Origin of the sequence: Anatilimnocola aggregata (assembly GCF_007747655.1) — a bacterium.
In the GTDB taxonomy this organism is placed as follows: domain Bacteria; phylum Planctomycetota; class Planctomycetia; order Pirellulales; family Pirellulaceae; genus Anatilimnocola; species Anatilimnocola aggregata.
The window spans coordinates 8,869,928-8,889,374 of record NZ_CP036274.1 but is presented as its reverse complement, the minus strand read 5'-3'; the positions used below and the strand labels follow the sequence as shown (position 1 = coordinate 8,889,374).

Sequence of the window (19,447 nt, the reverse complement as noted above, 5' to 3'; positions counted from 1 at the left end):
GGAGTCAGGATTCGGAAGAAGGAGCCAGGGAAGGAAGTTGTCCTCCCCAGTCCCTAGCTCCCAGTTCCTAGCCCCCTTAGTACGAGCCACCCGTGAGGCGTCCATAAGCGACGGCGGCAGGCATGTAGAGCGCGGGAATGCCGTTGTAGACAGCGCTCAATTGCCAGCCGCTCGGGTCGTGCGTGGGGAACGCAAACGGGTAGAAGCCGTACCGCTCATGCTTGGGTCCGTTGGGACCTTCGGTCACAATTTCCGAACCTTCGAGAAACTGCGTCCAGCGGCGCGAAGGATCGGGAAAGAACGCCGCATGCGTATCATCGATCAGCTTGCTGAACACTTCGCTCGAACCGTTCCAAACGTCCAAGCCGTAATCGATCACGTGAAACGTGACCCAGGGAATTGCCCGCAGGATGGCCGAGAACTCGCCCGCGCCCACGCGCTCGAGCGATTCGAAGACCACGTTAGCCGAGCCACCTTGGGCCTGAACCTTCGCGTTGTTCACGATGTACTGCCAGCCCACGCTGGTGAGTACGACGTGCGCGAGCCCCAGTCCCGTCAGTTGCACCATTGCGGCATTGATCTGGTGCAAATGCTTGGGAATATCGGTGCTGCTGGTCGCCCAGTCAGCGTTGAGAATATTCCCTCCACCTAACATGTTGAGCTGATCCAGGTTGCCGGCCGGAATCTGAAACGGGACATCGGCCAGCCCACCAGCGAAGCCATGACGCAGATCATCGCCATCTTCCTGATACGAGTAACTTCCCCGCAGCATGGCCGCGGTTTGAAACTCGATGAGATTGGCAAAACGCTGCGACAAGAATGCTTCCTGCCGGGTAACGAAGGTCTCGCCCCGGACATCGAGTTCATCGCTCGGTCCTCCGATGGCGCGACGATTGAGCAAATCTTCGTCGAGCAGCGAGATCGACTCGGCAGCTCGTGGAAACGTGCCGGTGACCGCGCGAACACTCTGCGGCTGTTGCGAACTGGAGGCCTGGCCAGGATTTCGCCCCGTGGCGACAGTTCGCGTGCTGGGAATCACGTCGTACGCAAAATTGCGTCCCGACTGTTGCACCTTATTCGTGCCGCCAAAGTGCCAGCCGAACAGCCGTTGCAGGGTTGTACCCGGTAAATTGAGTTGATTGACGGCTTTGACGATGGTCTTCGGCGCGAGGACTTGAGAAACGGAAAGGCCCATGATGGAAACTCCTAGAGATTGCAAAGGACAGAAAACAAAACACCAAAAAACAAACTGTGAAATTCAAACGCTCAACGACTTAGGCCACCGTGGCCGTTGTGCCGCCAAGGTTGGTCACCAACCACTTCAGAGTGCCGGGAGCGGTGTAGAGGCATTCGATCAGCACCTGGCTGCCGATCTTTTGACTCGAAGTGGAGAAGGTCACGGAGCTGGCGGACGCATTCCCTTTGTGGATCAGGTCGCCGCTGCCGCTGATGATCAGGTCGTTGTCGGCTGTTTGCGCAATGCGAAACTGCAGTCCGTTCGCCTTCGTCGGCAAGGTGAACGTGGCTGCCGCACTGGCCAGAAACAGCAGTCCGCTATCGGCTGCCGTGAGTGAGTAACTCGTGTTCTTGCGATACACGCCGCGCGGACTCAGCATGGGTGCGGAAGAAATTGGCTGGCGATCGAATTGCACGCGCGGGGCCAATTGCTGACGGGCTCGCGCATCCAGATCTTTCAGCTGGCCCTCGCGCACCAGGCCATGCACGATCATCTGCGTGAAGCGATCGGTGGGCACACCCTTCACCAGCATGTCTTGATGCTGCTCCAGGATTCCGATCGCAATCTGCGAGCCATCATTGCCGTCTGGATCGTACAGCACTCCCTTTCCGTCGCTATCGCGCCGGGCCAGCACCACTCCAGCCCGCAAGGTGGTCACGGGTGTGTTGGCACTATCCTCTACCTCGGCGTCGATCATTACCCGCTGGGTAACGACCAGGTCTTGGCCGTGGCGGCCCGACCAGGTGATTTGAGATTGTTCGGATTCAACCGCGGCTTCGAAACCGGGCACATTTCCGGTGGTGAACTGGGACATTGCAAAACTCCTCTGAAGAATGAAACGAAAAAACGGACTGGGGGAAACTGTTCCAATCGCTCGTGACCGGCCCTAAGACTTTCGCAGCAGCCCGGCCCGTTGCAGTTGGGTTCGAGCAATCTGTTCTGCTTGTTGATCGGAGAACTCGTCACTCTGCAGTTGGAAGAACGCATCGCCGGCAGGATGATCCGGCCGACTGACGGTTGATGTCGACTCGCGCCGCAACACCGGCGGTAAGCCTTGGGCCAGCAGTTCGAGAACCTGGTGCGCGGGCAATAATGGCTCGCCATCCTGACTGAGATTGGCTGATTGCTCGACCAGCGTTGTGAATCGCTGACGAACGCCTGGAGGCAGATCGTGTGCGGCTTGCACGGCCGCCAGTGCAGCTGACTGCTGCGGGGGCGCTGGTTCGACCGTTGGATCTTCAGCGGCAACCTGCGCCACTTCAGTAGCCTCCGGCGGAACTTCTGCCTGCACAGCGGCTGGCTTACTTTCCGGCAGCTCGACCGCGAGCTGAGATGACTCGGACATACCTAAAACTCCTCAAAAGAGACGCTTGGCAACTTCTTTAACTCAGCAGCCCGCTGCGGACTGACTGGCGAAGTGATGAACGAATCTTTAGGAGTTGGTGACTATGTGTCAATAGTTGATTAAGTTATTTTTACGACTTGCTTATCATCGGCGAAGTAACCGCCGTCGCCGCCAGTGTTTGCGACGGCAAAGTTTTTCGCCACTCGCTCCCGCCGTTGGCAGAACTTAGAATGGTGCGCAGCCAGGTAGGCGGCTTAGCTGCAACTTATTTCTGCATTCCTTCACGAACGACCGCCATGCGCTTGCCCTTCATTGCCGGCTCTGTCATTTCACTTGCGGCGTGCTGCTTCTTGTTCATTGGCGGGCTGCCATTACGGGCAGAAGAACCGCTCGACAAGCAACTAGCCGCCGTTCTGGACGAAGCTCCGTATCGCCATTCGCATTGGGGCCTGCTGTTTGTTGAGCTGAAATCGGGCGAAGTGGTTTTCGAACACAATCGCCACAAACTCTTCGCTCCAGCGTCTGCAACCAAGCTCTATTCGGTAGCTGCTGCCCTCGATGGCTTAGGAGCCGATTACCGCTTTCGCACGCCCGTCTTCGCGCGGGGAGAACTCGGTGCCGACGGCAAGTTAAAAGGGGATCTCATTCTCCGTGCCAGCGGCGATCCGACTCTGGGTGGTCGGACGAACGACAAAGGCGAAATTGCCTTCACAGATTCCGATCACACCTACGCGAATTGGAGTGGCGATGCCGGCATCACTCCCCAGGATCCGCTCAACGGATTGAATGACCTTGCGCGGCAGGTCTCCGCGGCCGGAGTAAAGCACGTCGAAGGAGATGTCTTTGTCGATGACCGCCTGTTCGAGATTGCCGAAGCTTCCGGCAGCGGGCCGAAGCAAGTTTCGCCCATCGTGATCAACGATAACGTGATCGACCTGATTCTTAAGCCGGGCGAAGTGGGCAAGCCGGCCGAAATTACGTGGCGACCACAGTGCAGTGTGGTGCGCGTCGAAGCGCGGGTGGAAACGATTGCGGCGGGAGGCAAGTTGGAAACCTTTGTGCGTGAACAGGCAGATGGACTGATTACGGTGACTGGCAAGGTCCCAGCCGATAAGGCACCGCTGGTGAAGATCCACGAAGTGACCGAAGCGGCGGGCTGGGCTCGTTCGCTGTTTATCGAAGCGCTCGAACGGGCGGGTGTCACAGTCGCCAGCAAGCCGGCGCTCAAGCACCCCGCCTGCTCGCTTCCCACAGCCAGCAGCTATGCCGAGCACCAACAAGTTGCGGAGCTTGTTTCGTTGCCGTTTGCCGAGAACGCAAAACTGATCTTGAAAGTCAGTCACAATCTGCATGCCAGCGAGCTACCGCTGCTGCTGGCCGCCAGTAAAGGCAAGCGAACTCTCGCTCAGGGTATGCAATTGCAGCGAGAGTTTTTGCTGCGCGCCGGACTCGATGCAGATTCAATCTCTTTCGGCGGTGGTGCGGGGGGAGCGCGAGCCGACTACGTCACCCCTCACGCCACCGTGCAATTGCTGCAATACTTGTCGACTCGCGCCGATTTCGCGGTCTTGGAACGAGCGCTGCCGATCATGGGTGTCGATGGGACGTTGGCGAAAACGGTGAAGCCCGATAGTGTGGTGCGTGGCAAGGTTCACGCTAAGACTGGCACACTTGTGTGGGAGAACGTACTTAACGACCGTGGGCTGATCGCCAGTAAAGCACTCGCCGGCTACTTGACCACCGCAAGCGGCCAGCGCGTGGTGTTTGCTGCCTTTGTGAATGGCGTTCACTCGCGCGAGGGAGTCGACTCGAAGCGGATCGGTAGCGATCTCGGTCGCATTTGTGAAATGGTGCACCGAGCCAAGTAGATCGTTTTTTGGAGCAGGCCTGTTTGCAATGAGTGCGCCCGATATCACTTGCCGACTTTACACCTCTGCCATGCTCGCCGAATTGGCCAGCGTCGATGTTTGGCGTGTGCGCAATTGGCATCGCCGCGGTTGGTTGCGAGCCAGCGAGCAGCAGCATCGCGTTTCGTATTTCGAATTTGCCGAAGTGGCCGTCGCCCGGCAACTGGCTCAACTGCATCGCGCCGGCGCATCGCCCCGGCAGATTCAAGAACAACTAGCAGGGCTCGAGCGCGCGGCTCCCAATGTATCGCGCCCGATTGCCGAACTGGGAATTGTGCTGGATGGGCGTAAGATTTTGCTCCGCCGCGATGCCGACCTGATTGAACCGAGCGGCCAGAAGCGGTTCGAATTCGAGTCGGATCGAGCCGACGACGAAGCGCCGCAGACAATCCTTTCGCCAGCGCAGTTTTTAGCAGCCGGCAATGCAAACTCGACTCCCGCGTCGGCGCTCTTGGCCTGGTCGTTAGAACTCGACGAAGAGGGGGACCTGGTCGGCGCGATGGAAATGTTGCGCGCCGCGCTCGCTGCCAATGGTCCCTCAGCAGAATGGTCGTTTCAATTGGCCGAGATGCTCTATCGCCAGGGCGATTTGCCCGCCGCGCGCGAGCGCTATTATGTGGCGATCGAGCTGGACGAGGACTTTGTCGAGGCTCGCGCAAATCTGGGCTGTGTGCTGGCCGAACTGGGTCAGCGAGAACTGGCGGTCGCGGCGCTCGAAGGGGCGATCATGCATCACCCGGGTTATGCCGACGCCCACTACCATCTGGCACGCCTGCTGGATGAAACGGGCGATGGTTCTCAGGCCGAAACGCACTGGCAGCGGTTTGTCGAACTTGCCCCCGATAGCCCCTGGGCAGAAGAAGCACTCCAGCGGCTAGAAGCCGCGAGCACGTAAGCCTCGCCTTCGCTGCCTCGCGTGAGCATGTCCATGCCGAGCGTTTGACTCCGGACATGGACATGACACACGTCGTTCTCGATTGTTTGCTGTGGGCCCGTTGGTGGCCGGCTGCTAGTTCGCGCGACGGGAAACCTAGAGAGTCTCGCGCGAGCTCTTCGCTTCGCGTACGGCGCGCGAGGCATTATCGAGGAAGTTTTCGATCTGGTTGAGCCCGCGAATCAACATCGCGTGACCATCGACGACGATCGAATCAATCTTGGCATCGTCCAGCGAACGCGCCAGCGCCGACATGCGGGTCGCCTGTTCGCGAATCCGTTCCAGCACACCCGTCATCCGGGCGCTGGTGTAGGGCTCTTTGCGTGGCACGCGGTCGTCCATCACATCTGGCTTCTTGGCTGCTTTCTTCTTTCCCACCTGAAAACCTCCTGCAAGTGACTGCAGCATATCCGCTGCGAATAGTGAATTATTCCCACTTAATTTATGCGGGGTGTTTGTTAGGCCGTCAAGTCTGTCTCATCAAAAAGTCGTGATAAAGTATTGACAATAAGTGTACAGGTGTATAGTATTTGCCTCCGGTGAAGCCGGCGCATTCGTTCGCAGGTGGTGCAGATGTTTCTAGGATGTTGCCATGATTTCATCGGTGATTGCTCTCAATCCGCAGCGGCTACTGCAGCTGCACGAGCAAGGTTTCTCCAGTCGTTGGATTGCGCGGCGGCTGGGCGTATCGCCGGGCGCGATCGATCTGCGCCTGCAGCAAATTGCGGACGAATTAGCCCAACAGCAGAGAGAAGCCGAGGCCGCCGAGTATCGTCCCCCAGGTTACGACCCGGCCAATCTTCGTCGCTGTCGCAGCTGCGGGTCCCTGGTCTATCTTTGGCCCTGCCTGGCTTGCTGCCTGAGCGAAAGCAACTCCCCTGACGTTACTCACCCGCATTCTTAGGAGGCTCGAAATGTTCATTCGAGATCGGATTCAATCTCTTCGCCGCGTTCTTGCTAGAGACTTGCAGCCCAATCCGCGTAACTGGCGCACGCATCCTCAGCCGCAACAGGATGCCCTTCGCGCGCTGCTGGCTGAAGTTGGTTATGCGGGGGCTTTGCTGGCCCGGGAGCAAGACGATGGCTCGTTGCAACTCATCGATGGTCACTTGCGCGCAGAAACAACGCCCGAGCAACTTGTGCCGGTGCTCGTGCTGGATGTGACAGAAGACGAAGCTAACAAGTTGTTGGCCTGCTGGGATCCGCTCAGCGCGCTTGCTGGTCGCGATCAACAGCGAATCGAAGAACTTGTCGCCCTGATCGAGACGGATAGTCCCGCCCTCTGCGCGCTGCTCACTGATCTGTCGCGTGAATCGTCTGCGGCGAAACGGTTGCCAGCCGAGGTTGATGAACTGATCGCCAACTATCAGCTGGTGGTGCAATGCGCCGACGAAGCCGAACAGCGAGAACTCTTCGAGCGGCTTTCGGCCGAAGGACTCTCGTGTCGCGTGCTGACGATGTGAACTGAGGCTGTTTTGAACCCAATTCCTGCTTGAAAAGGAGCCCCTCATGTCCCGCTGCCAGGTCACCGTGCAAACGCCGGTACACAGTAGTTTTCGCGTTCGCCAGGTAATGGGCATGTTTGACTTGCCCGAGCAGACCGAGTGGAGCGAGACATTCGCCGCCGAGATTCCGGCAATTTCTGAGAACTGGTCAATCGGCTGCATCATTGGCCCTTCGGGCAGCGGCAAGAGCACGCTGGCCCGCGCGGCGTATGGCGCCGCAATCTATCAGGCTCAACCTTGGCCGGCTGGAAGCGCGATGATCGACTCGCTGGGCAATGCATCGATTCAGCAGATCACGCAAACACTCACTGCCGTGGGCTTGGGAAGTCCACCCGCCTGGCTCAAGCCGTTTGCAGTCCTGAGCAATGGCGAAAAGTTCCGCTGCGAACTGGCCCGCGCCCTGCTGTCTGCTGCTGAAAGCAACAACTCGGAAAAGTTGCTCGTATTCGACGAATTCACTTCGCTCGTCGATCGCACTGTGGCGAAAGTGGCAAGTGCGGCCATCAGCAAGGCCATTCGTAGCGGGCGTTTGAACTGCCGGTTTGTCGCCGTTAGCTGTCATGCCGATATCGCGCCTTGGCTCGAGCCCGATTGGGTGCTCGATTTGGGTGCGAACGAAGCGGGCCCGACGCTTTCGCGGGTGCGTCTTCGGCGACCGCGACTTCAGCTGCAAGTTACCCGCTGTCCGCAGCGGCTCTGGCACCTCTTTGCGCGACATCATTATCTAGTCGGCGGGCTTTCCCGAGCTGCCACCTGTTATGCGGCGTGGCTCGACGGCCGCCCGATTGCGTTTTGCGCGCTGCTGGCGATCCTTGGCCACCGTAAGCACAAACGGATCAGCCGCATTGTCACGCTCCCAGACTATCAAGGGCTCGGCATCGGGCTGCGGCTGGCCGAGCGTGTGGCCGACGACGCGCTCACCACGGGGTTTCGCGTGAGCATTACGGCCAGTCATCCGGCAGTCATCGGTGCCTGTCGCCAATCGAACACCTGGCGATTGGTTTCGTACCGGCCACTTGGCAATCGGACTCGGCAGCGATTTCAGTCGCGCTCGATTCCGAACTCGGCTGGCCGCGGTGTCGCCACATTCGAGTACTTCGGCAGTTCCCTGGATGAGGTGCAATCGTGAATCGTTCGCCGGCCGCACTCAAGTATCACAACCAGACACAATTGGCGCACCTGCGCGCGTGACGGAAGTCGTTGCAGACCCAGCAGCGGCAGCAGAGAGTGTCCACTCATCGCAGTGGATTCCCCACGAGCCTTGGCCCAAGCAGCGGGAGTTTCTCAATTTGGCTTGCCTCGAGGCGCTCTATGGCGGCGCGGCCGGCGGAGGCAAAAGCGAAGCGCTACTGATGGCGGCTTTGGAGTACGTGCACGTTCCCGGCTATGCGGCGCTCATCTTGCGGCGCGATACGCAGCGGCTGAACCTGGCCGGTGGTTTAATTCCGCGATCGCATGAATGGCTGGCGGGCAAGGGAGCGACCTGGAATGGTGCGCAGAAGCGGTGGTCGTTTCCCACCGGTGCCGGGCCCGCCACGCTGACGTTTGGCTATCTGCGCGATCGGCACGATAAGTATCGTTACGGCAGCAGCGAGTTCCAGTTCATTGCGTTCGACGAGTTAACGGAATTTCCCGAAGAGGATTATTTGTTTCTCTTCAGTCGCTTGCGGCGCACGAAAGGAATTAGCGCACCGCTGCGAGTTCGGTCGGCGAGCAATCCCGGTAACATCGGCCATCTGTGGGTTCGGTCGCGGTTCATCAGTCCCGCAGCGCTGCAGGCAGCCAGGCAACCCGCACCGAGCGACGCGAGTACCACGTTCTGGCAGCAGGGTATCGCCTATGTCCCCGCGCGGATCGGCGATAACCCGGCGCTCGATGAACAGGAGTATCGTCAGAGCTTGTTGCACCTGCCGCCGCTGGCGCGCGAGCGGCTGATGAATGGCGACTGGACGATTCAAGCACAAGGATTGTTGAAAGCAGATTGGCTGCGATACTTTTCGGCAGCGGAAACTGACCAGGCGAACGAAACGTTGAACTTGCATTCGCCGCAGAGAATAGTGGTCGGTTCGGTGGCAGCCAGCGATTGCCGGCGATTCGTAACTGTCGATCCAGCGGGAACGAGCGCGGATCGAGCGCGCGAGCGGCAAGGTCGGGAAGCCAGTTGGACGGTGGCCCAAGTGTGGGATCAGCCGCGGGGAGGGCTGGCGCCGGTATTAATGCTGCGATATCAGGCGCGGGAGCGGGTCGGCTTCGATGGCCTGTGCCGGTTGCTGCGCGATATTCACCGCGTGTGGCGACCGCGAGAACTGTGGATTGAGAATGAAAAGCTCGGACAGGCAGCTGTCGATGTGCTGGGGAAGGAGTTGCCGCTGCGGTGCATTGCCACACAGTCGCGCGATAAGGTGGCGCGGGCCGCGGTGCTAATCGACAAGCTGGAACGAGGCGAGATCTTTTTGCCGCAGCATGAAGTGACCTGGCGGCCGCAACTCGAAAGTGAATGGTTGGCCTGGACCGGCGACCCTTACGAACCGGCCGATCAGATTGACGCTGCGGCGTATGCGGCGATTGTGAGCGCGCGCCATCAGCCCGGGCCGGTGCAATTCAGCACCCTGGTGATGCCGGCGGCGGGACTGAAATGGTGAGCGTGGGATAGGCATCCAGCCTGATACCCCGGAGCGGCAATTCCACAGGCTGGAAGCCTATGCCACGCTACGAAAAAAGCCTGCGAGAAGAATCTCGCAGGCTTTTCGGTAGCCATCGTTGAGTGCGGGCAAGAGGAGTTGAACCTCCACGTCCTTACGGACACAAGAACCTGAATCTTGCGCGTCTGCCAATTCCGCCATGCCCGCAGATGCTTACTAGGTTATAGGACACGACACCGGATCGTCGCAAGGGGTTCGCGGGGGTTTGCAGGGCCCCGCGAACCTCGAAATTCAGCCTGATGTAGCATAAACGCTACAGCCCGAGCGACTGGCCAGGGGACTACTTCGTAGCCACCTTTTTCTCGGCAGCGGGCATGCTCCAACCGATGGAGAACCAACCGCTCGACGAGCGAGCGTCGGTGGCTGGCAGCGGGGGCATTTCAGCCCAGTTGCCAAACCCCTTGGCGGTGCCGGCACGCTTCTTAAAGTCGAGCGGGCCGAGCGCGATCTTCTCGTCGGCGAACACATCTTCCGAGAACCGCTTGTCGATGCGGCGCTTGCCGGTCGATTCCTTCGGGCTGGGGCGCTGACCCTTGGGAAGGTCGAGATAAGCCGAAGCCGAAGGGCCGACGCGCACGAGCGCGTAATTGTCGCCGTCTTTCTCCAGCTTGTAGAGGGTGGTGATTTCCAGCCGGCCAACGACGAAGTCGCGCTCTTCGGGAGCGGCCGGATCGTCGTTCAACTTGCGAGTCTCGAGCTTCTTGGTGCGAATGACGATCAGCACGTGATCGCCACGGAACTCGACGCGGACGGGCATCTCTTCATCGAAGGTGATGATGGTATCGGCCAGGCGTTGCACCGTTTCGGGAATGTTGGGCTCTTCCCCTTCGGCGGTTCGTTCCTTGGCCAGTTCTTCGAGTGACTTCACCTTGCCCCCCATATCTTCCTGCATCTGCCGCAATTCGAGCGAGGTGTACTCTTGGCCGCCGAGCATTGCGCGGGCGAAATTCGCCACGTACGATTCATGCACTTGCACGGCCACATCCGTTTCTGGGGCGGTGGGAGGAACATCGGGAGAACCAAGTTGACCGAGACCGAGTTGCGAGATCACCACTTGCAACAAGCCAGTGCTGCTTTGGGTGACGAATTCGCGTGGGTATTCGTTACGAATGATCAGCGGCTTGCGATACTTCTCTTCGAAGTTTTTGTTGAGCTTGCTGGTCGTGGTGAGTGCTTCCGAATCCATCTGTGCGCGCAGACGATCGGCCGCGTGCTGCGAAGCGATCGCTTCGGCCTGCCCCTTGCTTTCCATCACTCGCTTCCAAGCGATCTTTTCGACGAGCGGACCGCGAGCACCGATGCCGTTGACCGAAGTCGAGGTGGCGGCGGTGGCCGTTGCTGGCGAAGGACGCATACCACCAATTTCGTCGTCGAAGTGAATCCGCTTTTCGCCATGCAGATTCGTAACGCCCGTGCTATGGATCGTGACCGGGCCGTTGTAGCCGACGCTATTCGAATTGGCGACGCCGGAGAGAACTACCGAGTAACCCGCTTGTTCGGGATTGGTGAGCATCTTCAAGTTCGTTTGACCGAGCAGGCGAGCCGTACCGTTGATGCTGGTCCCCAGGATGTTGTCGTTCACTGGTGTGACGCGATCGAGCTTTTGATCGAGCCCACTGGCCAGGAACTGGCTCGACGCGAAAGCAACGAGATTCGGAAACTTGTAGCCGGCAACAGCCGTTTCCGAGAGTTCGGTGGCCTCGCCCCGAGTCTGCAGTTTCTTAAGGGCAGCTGCGGCCTGAGCGATGGCGGGCAGCGGCAGCGGAGTCTGAGTTTCGATATCAATGGCCACGGGCTTGGGATTCGCACCGACAAGCTTGTTGGCAGCGGCCAGATTTTCGGCCAAAGCCTTGGCCGTCGCTTGATAGGTTCCCTTGCCATCTGCATCGTCGGCCAGAGCACGAGCGTTGCGCAGTCGCACGAGGGCTGTCCGCAACTTGCCGTAGGTTTGACCGCCGAAGCCGCCGACTTCTTCTTCGTTGCGATACTTCAGACCAGGGACGACGTCGACATACTGCTTGTCATAGACGCGCCAACGATATTTGCCGAGCTTGCTGGTCAGAGCATCGAGTTGCTCGACACTCAGGTCGGTGCCGGCGGCCAGATCGGTAAGTGTTTGCTTGCCAAAATAGCCTTCGGCCGCGGCGCGGGCCCGCGGCAACGTGAGCAAGGCCGTGTTCAGTTCGGCAGCAGCCGTCTTCACTTCGGCTTGGGCTTTCGTCACGGCATCTGCGCCGGGTGCGGCGTAGCCTTCATCGGCCGCCTTCGCAGCGGCGGCAACTTGGGACCGTGATTGTTCCAGTTGCTTATTCAGGAAAGCTTCGAGGTCCTTGCGAACCGCTTGGAATCGCTCCCCTTCGAGACCAGCTTCGCCACTGGTGAATCGACGCCAGACGTTCGCGAGAACCTGCAGGTCGACTTCATCATCGCCGCTGATCTCGGCCAGTAGCGGCTTCAGCAGGAGATAGTCGCTCCATTTCTTGCCGTTGGCATCAATCCCCAGCCATTCGTCGAGCCCCTTGGCCGACTTTTCGAGTGCGCTGGGCGAATCGTCCTGGCCTTGCGCTTCCACTCCATGAATGGCGGAGATAACCACCCCTGCCAAAACGATGAGACCACTAATTACGATTTTCCGCATAGTATCGCCACCTTGCCTTTGTAGATCCGTGCCGCGGCTGCAGTCTGGACTAGAAACCATCGGTTCCACCGGTGGGGAAACCAGAGCCTGCCCGCATACTCGACTCTATATTCTGCAAACTTCTGAGTCCCTGTAAATCATGTATCGGGCAAACATCGCCCACTTGACGCTTTGTGCCAAATCGGCCTATCTTCTGCAACTCCTGCCGGCGGAACCACGGGCACAAGCGGCCCCTTCATGGATTGAATCCGTCAAATCTGCATCGCACGACTGGTTCTTGTTCCAGCTGCCCCGTTTGGTGCACTTCGCTGCACCCTCAGTTGGGCGCACCTTCAGGAGAGATGTTACATGCGGCTGTTTGCTCGCTGGTGTTTGGTTTGGGGCGCGATCTTGGTCGGGACGGGGGCGGTAATTGCCGCAGAAAAAGAGCCTGCCGCCTCGCACGAAGAGGCTGTTGCCGATTCGCCGCCCGTGAACTGGCTGGAAGATTATCGCGCGGCAACCAAGCAGGCCGCCGATGCCAAGCAGTTGCTGATGCTGTGGTTCTTCGATCCTGCCAAGGCGGACGAGAACGAAAAGTTCGCGGCCAGCGTGCTGGGGGCAGAACAGCTGCGGCCGTCGCTGCGCGAAATGACGTTGGTGAAGTTGCCCGTTTCGGCGGCGATCAAAACCGCTGACCTAGAAACCAAGCTGCTCGAACATGCGGCGTTCAGCGAGATGCTGAAGGGCCCGGGAATCGCGATGATCGATTTTCGCGATGCCGAGCGCAAGGAGTATGGCTTTGTCGTTTCGGTCTATCCATTTCGCCGCGGGGCAATCACTGCCAGTCGATTGCAGGTGATGTGCGATCTGCCGGCCGGCTCGCTCACGCAACGGGCCCTGATGTTCGCCGTACGCACGCACCCAGCCGCACCCAAGAGCGCGTGGTCGCCCTATAGCGGTTATCTCACGCAAGAAGCCGAAAAACACTCGACGCATCAGGCGAGCATCAACTTGCAAGGGCATCACAACTGGGAAGCACGCTTTCACCAGATCAATCAGGGACTGGCGACTCGGGTCGGCGGCAGCAGTTTTTCGTCGAAAGAAGTTTGTGCCGAAAGTTGGCCCGGGCAAACGCTGCTCGATGCAGCTGAGGAATGCGTCCACAGCTGGAGTCAATCATCGGGGCATTGGTCGGCCGTGAGTGCCGCGCATGGCTACTTCGGTTACGATATGAAGCGGGGATCGAATGGCGTGTGGTATGCCACCGGCATTTTTGGTGGCCGCTAAGGCGCGGTTGACGAGACCCAACTTCACCTCTGATTGAGAGTCGCTGATGGCCGATGAAAACAGTGTGTCGCTCGCCGCGCTCGATGAATACTTCGCGCAGCAAGACCCGCAACTGCAAGCTCACGTGCGGCAGACGATCGGCCAGCAGAGTCCAACTTCAGCCCTCTCAGCTGTCTCGGGCATTCAGGACGAAGTGTTGCTACAGGAACTGATCGCCGCCGGCATTCGGCCCGAAACATTCGCCTGCTTGTCGCTGCTGCCGCTGGTCGAAATCGCCTGGTCCGATGGCGATGTTTCGAACAAAGAGCGCGACGCCGTCGTGGCGGCAGCCACGAATCACGGCATTGAATCGGGGAGCGCTTCCCGCGCCCTGCTCGAACATTGGCTCACCGTGCGGCCGGAAGTGCGCGTGGTGCAAGCCTGGAAAGAATACATCGCCATTCTCTGCAAGAAGCTCCCGCCCGAGCGGGCTAAAAACTTGTGCGACGAGATCCTCGGCCGCGCTCGCTCGATCGCTGCCACTTCGGGTGGCATTCTCGGCCTGGGGCAGAAAGTCTCGCTCATGGAGCAATTCGCGCTCGATGAGTTGGAGCATGCGTTCCGGGGGTGACCCGTGCCAATCAAAGCACCGCAGCATGAAACATGGCCCGAAAAACTGATCGCGGCGATCTTTGTGTTGACATGCTTGTCGGCGAATCTGGGAGTGAGTCCTGGCATCATCGTGATTCTGTTGGGATTCGAGATTGATTTGTTGAGTCTCGGGGCTGATCTTCATAATCGATTCCGTGGTTACGGCCCTTCGGGTTTTCCGGTTCTAGGCGTAATCTTTTACGCCGTGGGACTGACACTAATGGTCTTGCTTGATGAGCTAACGGTCTGGCAATCGATTGTTGGTATCGTCTGCCTAATCGGGGTTCATTTGTCTTGTCAGTACCTCATCACGTCGGCCGTAGGTAGCTTTTTTCCGCCGTTTCAGCGGAAACAACCAGATTCAGAGCAGTAGTACACTCAGGAACTGCGGAACGTAGTTGCAGAGAAGCCCTCTGTTCTGCGCAGGTATGGGTTGGATCGGCAAAGCCTGCTGCAATTGGTCGCCAACCGGAACGCGTGACGATGGGAATGGTATGAACAGTCACTCACTGAGTGAGATCAAACGGGAAATTGAACAGATTGGCCGGAGGCTCGGTTGTCCTCGAAACTGCCTGCCGACATTTGGATTCTCGGAAGACTTCGGCTGTCCGCATATTGAAGTCAATGCAAGCGGATTGCATTATGTGGTCGTCGAGCGTGGCGTCGAGTTGGAACGTAAGACTACACACGATTTGAACGACCTCTTGTACATCGTGTTTGAAGCTGTGACATTCTCGATGGCTGGCGACTATGAATTGAAGCATCGCATTCCCGGTCAAGATTCACGGCGAATCCTGTTTCGCCGTCAGCTTGAACTGCTCGGCAGCGTTGATGCCGACTGGGTAACGCGACTAAGGCAAGACCAGCACAAGATTCTCGCTTGCAATCCCTTCAATGACGGCGTGGAATCGGCGCGTTAGGAATTTTATCTATAACCGCGACCTCATCCAACTGCCCGAAAATTGCCCCAACCCTGAGCGACCCTGTTCAAGTGACAGCACTCGTTGTTACCGACGAGTTACCGGGGAATCGCGTTTCTCCGAGTAGCATACGGGCATTCCTCATGCTCGCGCCGCTCTCCGGAGGCTGTTATGTTTTATCGTGCTACTTCGATTGTGCCCGTGTTGGTTTTGGCTGCTTTGTTCCCCGCCTGTGCGGCCGAGAAGCGTGCCAGCGAATTGGAACTGAAGACCGAACGCGTCATTATCTTCAAGGATGGTTACTCGCTGATTATCAAGCGCGGGACTGCCACCAGCGACAAAGCGGGTGAGGTCTTTACCGATGAAGTTCCCGATGCGGCGGTGCTTGGGTCGTTCTGGGCCACGCCCGATCAAGGGCGGCTGATCTCGATGGTCGCCGGCTGGAAGACGACCAAGGACTCAGCCGAAAAACAACTTCCCTGCACGCAACTGCTTGAGATTCTGCTGGCCAATAAAGGGAAGTCGGCCAAGATCGAACTACACGATAAGGCGATTTTCTCGGGTGTGATTCGCGAAGTCCTCGTCGACAAGAGCGAAGCTGCCGTGCCGGCAGCGCAGTTCGAACTGCTCGATCTGGCGAGTCCCACCGCGACCAAACCGAGCCCGGCGATTCTCCCGAGCCGAGTCAGCCGCCTGGTCCCCGAACCTTCGACCGCAGTGCATACCCTGACGACCGTCAGTGGTTCCAACTTTGTGCTGCGCACCGACGAAGGAGATGTATTGCTGCCGGTTACGCAAGTTCGCACCATCTCGGTGAAGGACATGCAAACCACGCTGGCCAAGACGCTGACGACGACGAAGCGCACCAAGCGACTGAGCTTTAAGTTGGAAGGTGCCGAGAAGAAGCAATCGCTTGCGATCATGTACTTTCGCCCCGGCATTCGCTGGATTCCCACCTATCGCGTTTCGCTCAGCGACAAGCAAGACAAGAAAGCCACGATCTCGTTGCAGGCCGAGCTGCTTAACGAAGCGGAAGACCTGGAGGACGTGCCGGTCGATATCGTCGTCGGTGTGCCGAACTTTCGCTTTCGCGGCACGCCCAGTCCATTGGTGCTCGAAGCAACCTTGCGCAATGCACTGGCCGAGGCCGCGCCAGACCTGATGGGAAACGGCAGTCAGCAATTTTCGAACGCGATGTACTCGCAGCGGTCGGGTGAATTCCGCCGCGAGCAGGCGGGTGCGAATGCAGGCGCGCAAGGGACGATCAACTTGCCGGGAGAATTAACCGGCACCGGCGCGCAAGATCTGTTCGTCTATAGCTTGCCAAAGCTGACGCTGGGCCATGGCGAACGGATCGCGGTCCCCATCTTCACCGCTGAAACGACCTACCGCGATATCTACACCTGGGAAGTGCATGCGACCAAGACCGACAATGCAGCTGCTCCGAGCGGATCGGGTGCTGCTTCTCCGCTCACGCTATCGAAGAACGAAGTCTGGCATCAGATCATGCTCACCAACAACACCAGTGTGCCGTGGACGACCGGCGCGGTGATGATCATGCAAGGGAATCAGCCGCTTGCGCAAGAGCTGCTGACCTATACGCCGCCGAAGGACGAGGTGCGTGTGCCGGTGACGGTTTCGGTCGATACTCGCGGCAGTTTGACCGAGAAAGAGACCTCGCGCGAACTGAAAAGCCTGACGTGGGACGGCTATAACTACGCGCGCATCGATCGCGAGATGAAGCTCGACCTGTGTAACAACAAGGCGCTCGACATCGAAGCCGAGATCACGTTGCGAGTTGGCGGCAAGGCGACCAAGGCCACGCACGATGGCAGCATCACGCTCGGCGACTTCAACCCGGCCGACTGGGTGCAATATCGCGGCCAGCCGGCCGTGAACAACAGCTCGACAATCGTCTGGAAGGTGAAACTGAAGCCCGGCGATAACTTTGAACCGAGCGTGCAATATCACCACTTCACGCGGCATTGAGTGGCTGCCGTAGCATCGACATCACCCTGTCTCGTATCATAGGAGGGTCGGGAGTTTCTGCTGCACGCATGTCGGCCGCTGAGCGAGGTGTCTGTATGAACACGGATGTCGCGACTGGATCGCAGGGTGATCGTACGACGGGCTTCTCGCCGAAGAATGTGCTGCTGGTGGTGGTACCACTGGCAGCGCTGGTAATCGCAGTGTTTGGCACGCTCTATGTGCAAGCTCAGCGCGAGCCGCAGCCGGTGAATTTTCTCGGCAGTGTGCAGCAAGCCCTCCTCGCGCCGACTGGCCTGGCAGCGGGCTTGGTCGATAAGGACGGGGACCTGGTTGCCGATGCTCCCACCGACGCTCAGCACTGGCTCGATCCCGAGACGATCGAGTTCGAAGTGCTGGGGAATGATCTAGCTCGAGAGCAGGAGCAGTGGGCCGACTTCGTAACGCACTTGCAGCAGGTCACAGGCAAGCGGGTGCACCTGATGTTGCGCCCCGAGCAACTGGGGGTTGCGCCTGGCCAGGCAGTGCCGCCACCGGTGCAGCAAGCTCGCGATTTGCGTGAAGGGAAGGTTCACCTGGCGTGCCTCAACACGGGTGCGGTCACTATCGGCGTGAACGAAGGGGGCGCGGTGCCTTTTTGCGTGATGGCCGATGACGATGGCAAGTTTGGCTATCAGATGGAGATCATCGTCCCCGCCAAGAGCCGCGTGCAGGAAGTGGCGCAGCTCAAAGGAAGCCAGAAGATTCTGTTCACGTCGACTTATTCACACTCGGGCTTCAAGGCCCCGCTGACGCTGTTGTGGAAGGAGTTTCAGCTGCAGCCCGAGCGAGATTACACGGCCGTATTCGTGAACGGCCAGGAACGGGCGATCAAAGACATTGCCGCGAATCGTGGTGACGCCGCGCCCGTGGCCAGCGACCTGCTGCAGCGAATCATCAGCCGCGACGATTTTGCCAAGGACTCGATTCGCTCGGTCTATCAATCGAAGACATTCCCGCCCGCCTGTTTCGCCCATGCCCATCAGTTGCATCCCGAATTGGTGCAAAAAGTAAAAACCGCTTTCCTCGATTTCCCATGGCCGGGTACTTCGCTGGAAAAAGCTTATGCAGCAGCCCAGCAATCGCGCTTTGTCCCCGCGACGTACCAAGCCGATTGGCAACCGGTGCGCGATGTGGAAGACCACCTTGCAGCGCTGCTGAAGACGAAGAACTAACCGTCTGCGTGGCACGTTCGCGCCGTGAATCTTTCACCTGCACTAGACGTTTGACCGGCCTACGCCAGTACGATGGGGGGCTGATCCGGCGGAGACTCTACTCCGGCTGGAACTTCTTTGCGAAAGGGAAGCCCCATGAGCGTGCGCCGTTTTCTTTATTCCTGCCCTGCGGCGATCGTTGCGCTGGGCGTGGTTATGAGTGGGCTGCTAGTGGCTGAGGACTACCAGGGAAAAGACCTGCGGATGCGGGACTTCTCGAACAAGAACCTCGCAGGTGCAAACTTTGAAGATGCCAATTTGTTCCTCACGCGCTTTGCCAATGCCGTGGTCGCCAAGGCGAATTTTCAAAACGCCGATCTGACCAGCAGCACCTTCAACGGCGCTGAGGCCGCCGGCGCTGACTTTCGCGATGCGACGTTCAAAGCCGTCTCGATGCAGAGTGCTGATCTGAGTGGGGCGATTTTTGCAGGAACCGACCTCGGCAATATTTCGTTCCAAAGCAGCAAGTTGCGCGGCGCGAATCTGCGCGGGTGCCAAGGCATCGGCGATGTGCTGAAGGCTGATCTGCGCGAGTCTGACTTGCGCGGCGCGGTCTTCACTTGCACGCTGTACTACATGGAAGGAGTCAAGCTGAAGGGGGCCAAGTACGACAAGAGCACGCGCTGGCCCAAGGGCTTTGATGTGGCCGCCAGCGGCGCCGTAATGAGCGAAGTTGCCGGCGAAGATCAGCCTGAGACTCCCAGCACCATACCAACTGTCCCGGCACCAATTTCTGCGCCGCGCACTGCTCCCTCAACCTCGCCACCCAGTGAGTCGGCACCCGGGGTGCGCCTAGCGCCGAAGCTCGATGGCGAAAAACTGACCGAGGAAATCATCAAGCACTTGCTCGAAACCGAAATGTGGGCCGGCAAAGATACTCGCCGCTTCACGTTCAACTATAAGTCGCTGAAGATCGCCGAACCGCGACAAGGGACGACTCTCGGCGATATCGCCAGTGGCAAAAAGCGAATCGTCACACCTGTCCGCGTGCAACTCGAAATGATCAAGGCCTACGATAACAACGAAACGCGAAAAACCGACATCCACCAGGACTATGAATTCTTCCGCGATGAATTCGGCACCTGGAGCTATCGCTTTCAAGGGAATCGGTAGCAGTCCCC

The 19,447-nt window shown here is 58.8% G+C and carries 18 protein-coding genes and 1 tRNA gene; 13 read left to right on the top strand and 6 right to left on the bottom strand.

What is annotated here, in order from left to right; genetic code table 11:
* Positions 1-76: 76 nt before the first annotated feature.
* The 3 genes from ETAA8_RS33830 to ETAA8_RS33820 all read right to left on the bottom strand — a co-directional run bounded on the left by ETAA8_RS33830 (position 77) and on the right by ETAA8_RS33820 (position 2,582).
* Complete coding sequence (locus ETAA8_RS33830) at positions 77-1,195, bottom strand: major capsid protein (RefSeq protein ID WP_145099794.1); 1,119 nt, start codon at positions 1,193-1,195, stop codon at positions 77-79.
* A gap of 79 nt (positions 1,196-1,274) precedes the next feature.
* Complete coding sequence (locus tag ETAA8_RS33825; protein WP_145099791.1) at positions 1,275-2,051, bottom strand: head decoration protein; 777 nt, start codon at positions 2,049-2,051, stop codon at positions 1,275-1,277.
* A 72-nt stretch (positions 2,052-2,123) separates the two neighbouring features.
* A complete protein-coding gene (locus tag ETAA8_RS33820) occupies positions 2,124-2,582 on the bottom strand; it encodes a hypothetical protein (RefSeq protein WP_145099788.1) in 459 nt (152 codons plus the stop codon).
* A 296-nt stretch (positions 2,583-2,878) separates the two neighbouring features.
* Between ETAA8_RS33820 and dacB the strand changes: the two genes are divergently transcribed.
* Both dacB and ETAA8_RS33810 read left to right on the top strand, forming a co-directional pair.
* Entirely contained in the window at positions 2,879-4,450 is a 1,572-nt protein-coding gene (dacB, locus tag ETAA8_RS33815; RefSeq protein WP_202921437.1) for a D-alanyl-D-alanine carboxypeptidase/D-alanyl-D-alanine endopeptidase, read from the top strand.
* Between the two features lie 28 nt (positions 4,451-4,478).
* Entirely contained in the window at positions 4,479-5,384 is a 906-nt protein-coding gene (locus tag ETAA8_RS33810; protein ID WP_202921436.1) for a tetratricopeptide repeat protein, read from the top strand.
* A 135-nt stretch (positions 5,385-5,519) separates the two neighbouring features.
* Here ETAA8_RS33810 and ETAA8_RS33805 read toward each other — a convergent pair whose 3' ends face one another.
* Positions 5,520-5,801 carry a hypothetical protein gene (locus ETAA8_RS33805; RefSeq protein WP_238397636.1) on the bottom strand — a complete coding sequence of 94 codons (282 nt, stop codon included), beginning with the start codon at positions 5,799-5,801 and terminating at the stop codon, positions 5,520-5,522.
* Positions 5,802-6,015: 214 nt separating this feature from the next.
* Here ETAA8_RS33805 and ETAA8_RS33800 point away from each other — a divergent pair, with 214 nt between their 5' ends.
* From ETAA8_RS33800 to ETAA8_RS33785, 4 genes are read left to right on the top strand one after another with little or no spacing between them, the layout of a single operon-like run.
* Positions 6,016-6,327, top strand: a complete 312-nt coding sequence (locus tag ETAA8_RS33800) for a hypothetical protein (RefSeq protein ID WP_145099779.1) — start codon at positions 6,016-6,018, stop codon at positions 6,325-6,327.
* 10 nt (positions 6,328-6,337) lie between these two features.
* Positions 6,338-6,886 (top strand): ParB N-terminal domain-containing protein, encoded by a 549-nt coding sequence (locus tag ETAA8_RS33795; protein ID WP_145099776.1) that lies wholly within the window; start codon positions 6,338-6,340, stop codon positions 6,884-6,886.
* 46 nt (positions 6,887-6,932) lie between these two features.
* Entirely contained in the window at positions 6,933-8,057 is a 1,125-nt protein-coding gene (locus ETAA8_RS33790; protein WP_145099773.1) for a GNAT family N-acetyltransferase, read from the top strand.
* Positions 8,058-8,115: 58 nt separating this feature from the next.
* Entirely contained in the window at positions 8,116-9,570 is a 1,455-nt protein-coding gene (locus ETAA8_RS33785; RefSeq protein ID WP_202921435.1) for a terminase large subunit domain-containing protein, read from the top strand.
* 123 nt (positions 9,571-9,693) lie between these two features.
* On the opposite strand, the gene ETAA8_RS33780 is transcribed toward ETAA8_RS33785, so the two are convergent.
* Both ETAA8_RS33780 and ETAA8_RS33775 read right to left on the bottom strand, forming a co-directional pair.
* Positions 9,694-9,777, bottom strand: a tRNA-Leu gene (locus ETAA8_RS33780).
* A gap of 133 nt (positions 9,778-9,910) precedes the next feature.
* The gene (locus ETAA8_RS33775) at positions 9,911-12,268 is read right to left on the bottom strand and encodes a hypothetical protein (protein WP_145099767.1); all 2,358 of its coding nucleotides are present in this window, start codon (positions 12,266-12,268) and stop codon (positions 9,911-9,913) included.
* Between the two features lie 348 nt (positions 12,269-12,616).
* On the opposite strand from ETAA8_RS33775, the gene ETAA8_RS33770 reads away from it, so the two are divergent.
* The 7 genes from ETAA8_RS33770 to ETAA8_RS33740 all read left to right on the top strand — a co-directional run bounded on the left by ETAA8_RS33770 (position 12,617) and on the right by ETAA8_RS33740 (position 19,439).
* Positions 12,617-13,537 carry a hypothetical protein gene (locus tag ETAA8_RS33770; RefSeq protein ID WP_145099764.1) on the top strand — a complete coding sequence of 307 codons (921 nt, stop codon included), beginning with the start codon at positions 12,617-12,619 and terminating at the stop codon, positions 13,535-13,537.
* Positions 13,538-13,583: 46 nt separating this feature from the next.
* Positions 13,584-14,147 carry a hypothetical protein gene (locus tag ETAA8_RS33765; RefSeq protein WP_145099761.1) on the top strand — a complete coding sequence of 188 codons (564 nt, stop codon included), beginning with the start codon at positions 13,584-13,586 and terminating at the stop codon, positions 14,145-14,147.
* Positions 14,148-14,150: 3 nt separating this feature from the next.
* The gene (locus tag ETAA8_RS33760; RefSeq protein WP_145099758.1) at positions 14,151-14,540 is read left to right on the top strand and encodes a hypothetical protein; all 390 of its coding nucleotides are present in this window, start codon (positions 14,151-14,153) and stop codon (positions 14,538-14,540) included.
* Between the two features lie 121 nt (positions 14,541-14,661).
* A complete protein-coding gene (locus ETAA8_RS33755; protein WP_202921434.1) occupies positions 14,662-15,087 on the top strand; it encodes an Imm63 family immunity protein in 426 nt (141 codons plus the stop codon).
* 171 nt (positions 15,088-15,258) lie between these two features.
* Positions 15,259-17,076: a hypothetical protein gene (locus ETAA8_RS33750; RefSeq protein WP_145099752.1), complete on the top strand. Its 1,818-nt coding sequence runs from the start codon at positions 15,259-15,261 to the stop codon at positions 17,074-17,076.
* 95 nt (positions 17,077-17,171) lie between these two features.
* A complete protein-coding gene (locus ETAA8_RS33745; RefSeq protein WP_202921433.1) occupies positions 17,172-18,287 on the top strand; it encodes a PhnD/SsuA/transferrin family substrate-binding protein in 1,116 nt (371 codons plus the stop codon).
* A 135-nt stretch (positions 18,288-18,422) separates the two neighbouring features.
* Complete coding sequence (locus ETAA8_RS33740; RefSeq protein WP_145099746.1) at positions 18,423-19,439, top strand: pentapeptide repeat-containing protein; 1,017 nt, start codon at positions 18,423-18,425, stop codon at positions 19,437-19,439.
* Positions 19,440-19,447: the final 8 nt, after the last annotated feature.

Bases quoted from the DNA above. Each gene is read 5' to 3' on its own strand.
- ETAA8_RS33790 (WP_145099773.1), top strand. From the start codon at position 6,933: ATGTCCCGCTGCCAGGTCACCGTGCAAACGCCGGTACACAGTAGTTTT.
- ETAA8_RS33755 (WP_202921434.1), top strand. From the start codon at position 14,662: ATGAACAGTCACTCACTGAGTGAGATCAAACGGGAAATTGAACAGATT.
- ETAA8_RS33775 (WP_145099767.1), bottom strand. From the start codon at position 12,268: ATGCGGAAAATCGTAATTAGTGGTCTCATCGTTTTGGCAGGGGTGGTT.
- ETAA8_RS33810 (WP_202921436.1), top strand. From the start codon at position 4,479: ATGAGTGCGCCCGATATCACTTGCCGACTTTACACCTCTGCCATGCTC.
- ETAA8_RS33825 (WP_145099791.1), bottom strand. From the start codon at position 2,051: ATGTCCCAGTTCACCACCGGAAATGTGCCCGGTTTCGAAGCCGCGGTT.
- ETAA8_RS33765 (WP_145099761.1), top strand. From the start codon at position 13,584: ATGGCCGATGAAAACAGTGTGTCGCTCGCCGCGCTCGATGAATACTTC.
- ETAA8_RS33795 (WP_145099776.1), top strand. From the start codon at position 6,338: ATGTTCATTCGAGATCGGATTCAATCTCTTCGCCGCGTTCTTGCTAGA.
- ETAA8_RS33830 (WP_145099794.1), bottom strand. From the start codon at position 1,195: ATGGGCCTTTCCGTTTCTCAAGTCCTCGCGCCGAAGACCATCGTCAAA.
- ETAA8_RS33740 (WP_145099746.1), top strand. From the start codon at position 18,423: ATGAGCGTGCGCCGTTTTCTTTATTCCTGCCCTGCGGCGATCGTTGCG.
- ETAA8_RS33745 (WP_202921433.1), top strand. From the start codon at position 17,172: ATGAACACGGATGTCGCGACTGGATCGCAGGGTGATCGTACGACGGGC.
- ETAA8_RS33800 (WP_145099779.1), top strand. From the start codon at position 6,016: ATGATTTCATCGGTGATTGCTCTCAATCCGCAGCGGCTACTGCAGCTG.
- ETAA8_RS33770 (WP_145099764.1), top strand. From the start codon at position 12,617: ATGCGGCTGTTTGCTCGCTGGTGTTTGGTTTGGGGCGCGATCTTGGTC.
- dacB (WP_202921437.1), top strand. From the start codon at position 2,879: ATGCGCTTGCCCTTCATTGCCGGCTCTGTCATTTCACTTGCGGCGTGC.
- ETAA8_RS33820 (WP_145099788.1), bottom strand. From the start codon at position 2,582: ATGTCCGAGTCATCTCAGCTCGCGGTCGAGCTGCCGGAAAGTAAGCCA.
- ETAA8_RS33750 (WP_145099752.1), top strand. From the start codon at position 15,259: ATGTTTTATCGTGCTACTTCGATTGTGCCCGTGTTGGTTTTGGCTGCT.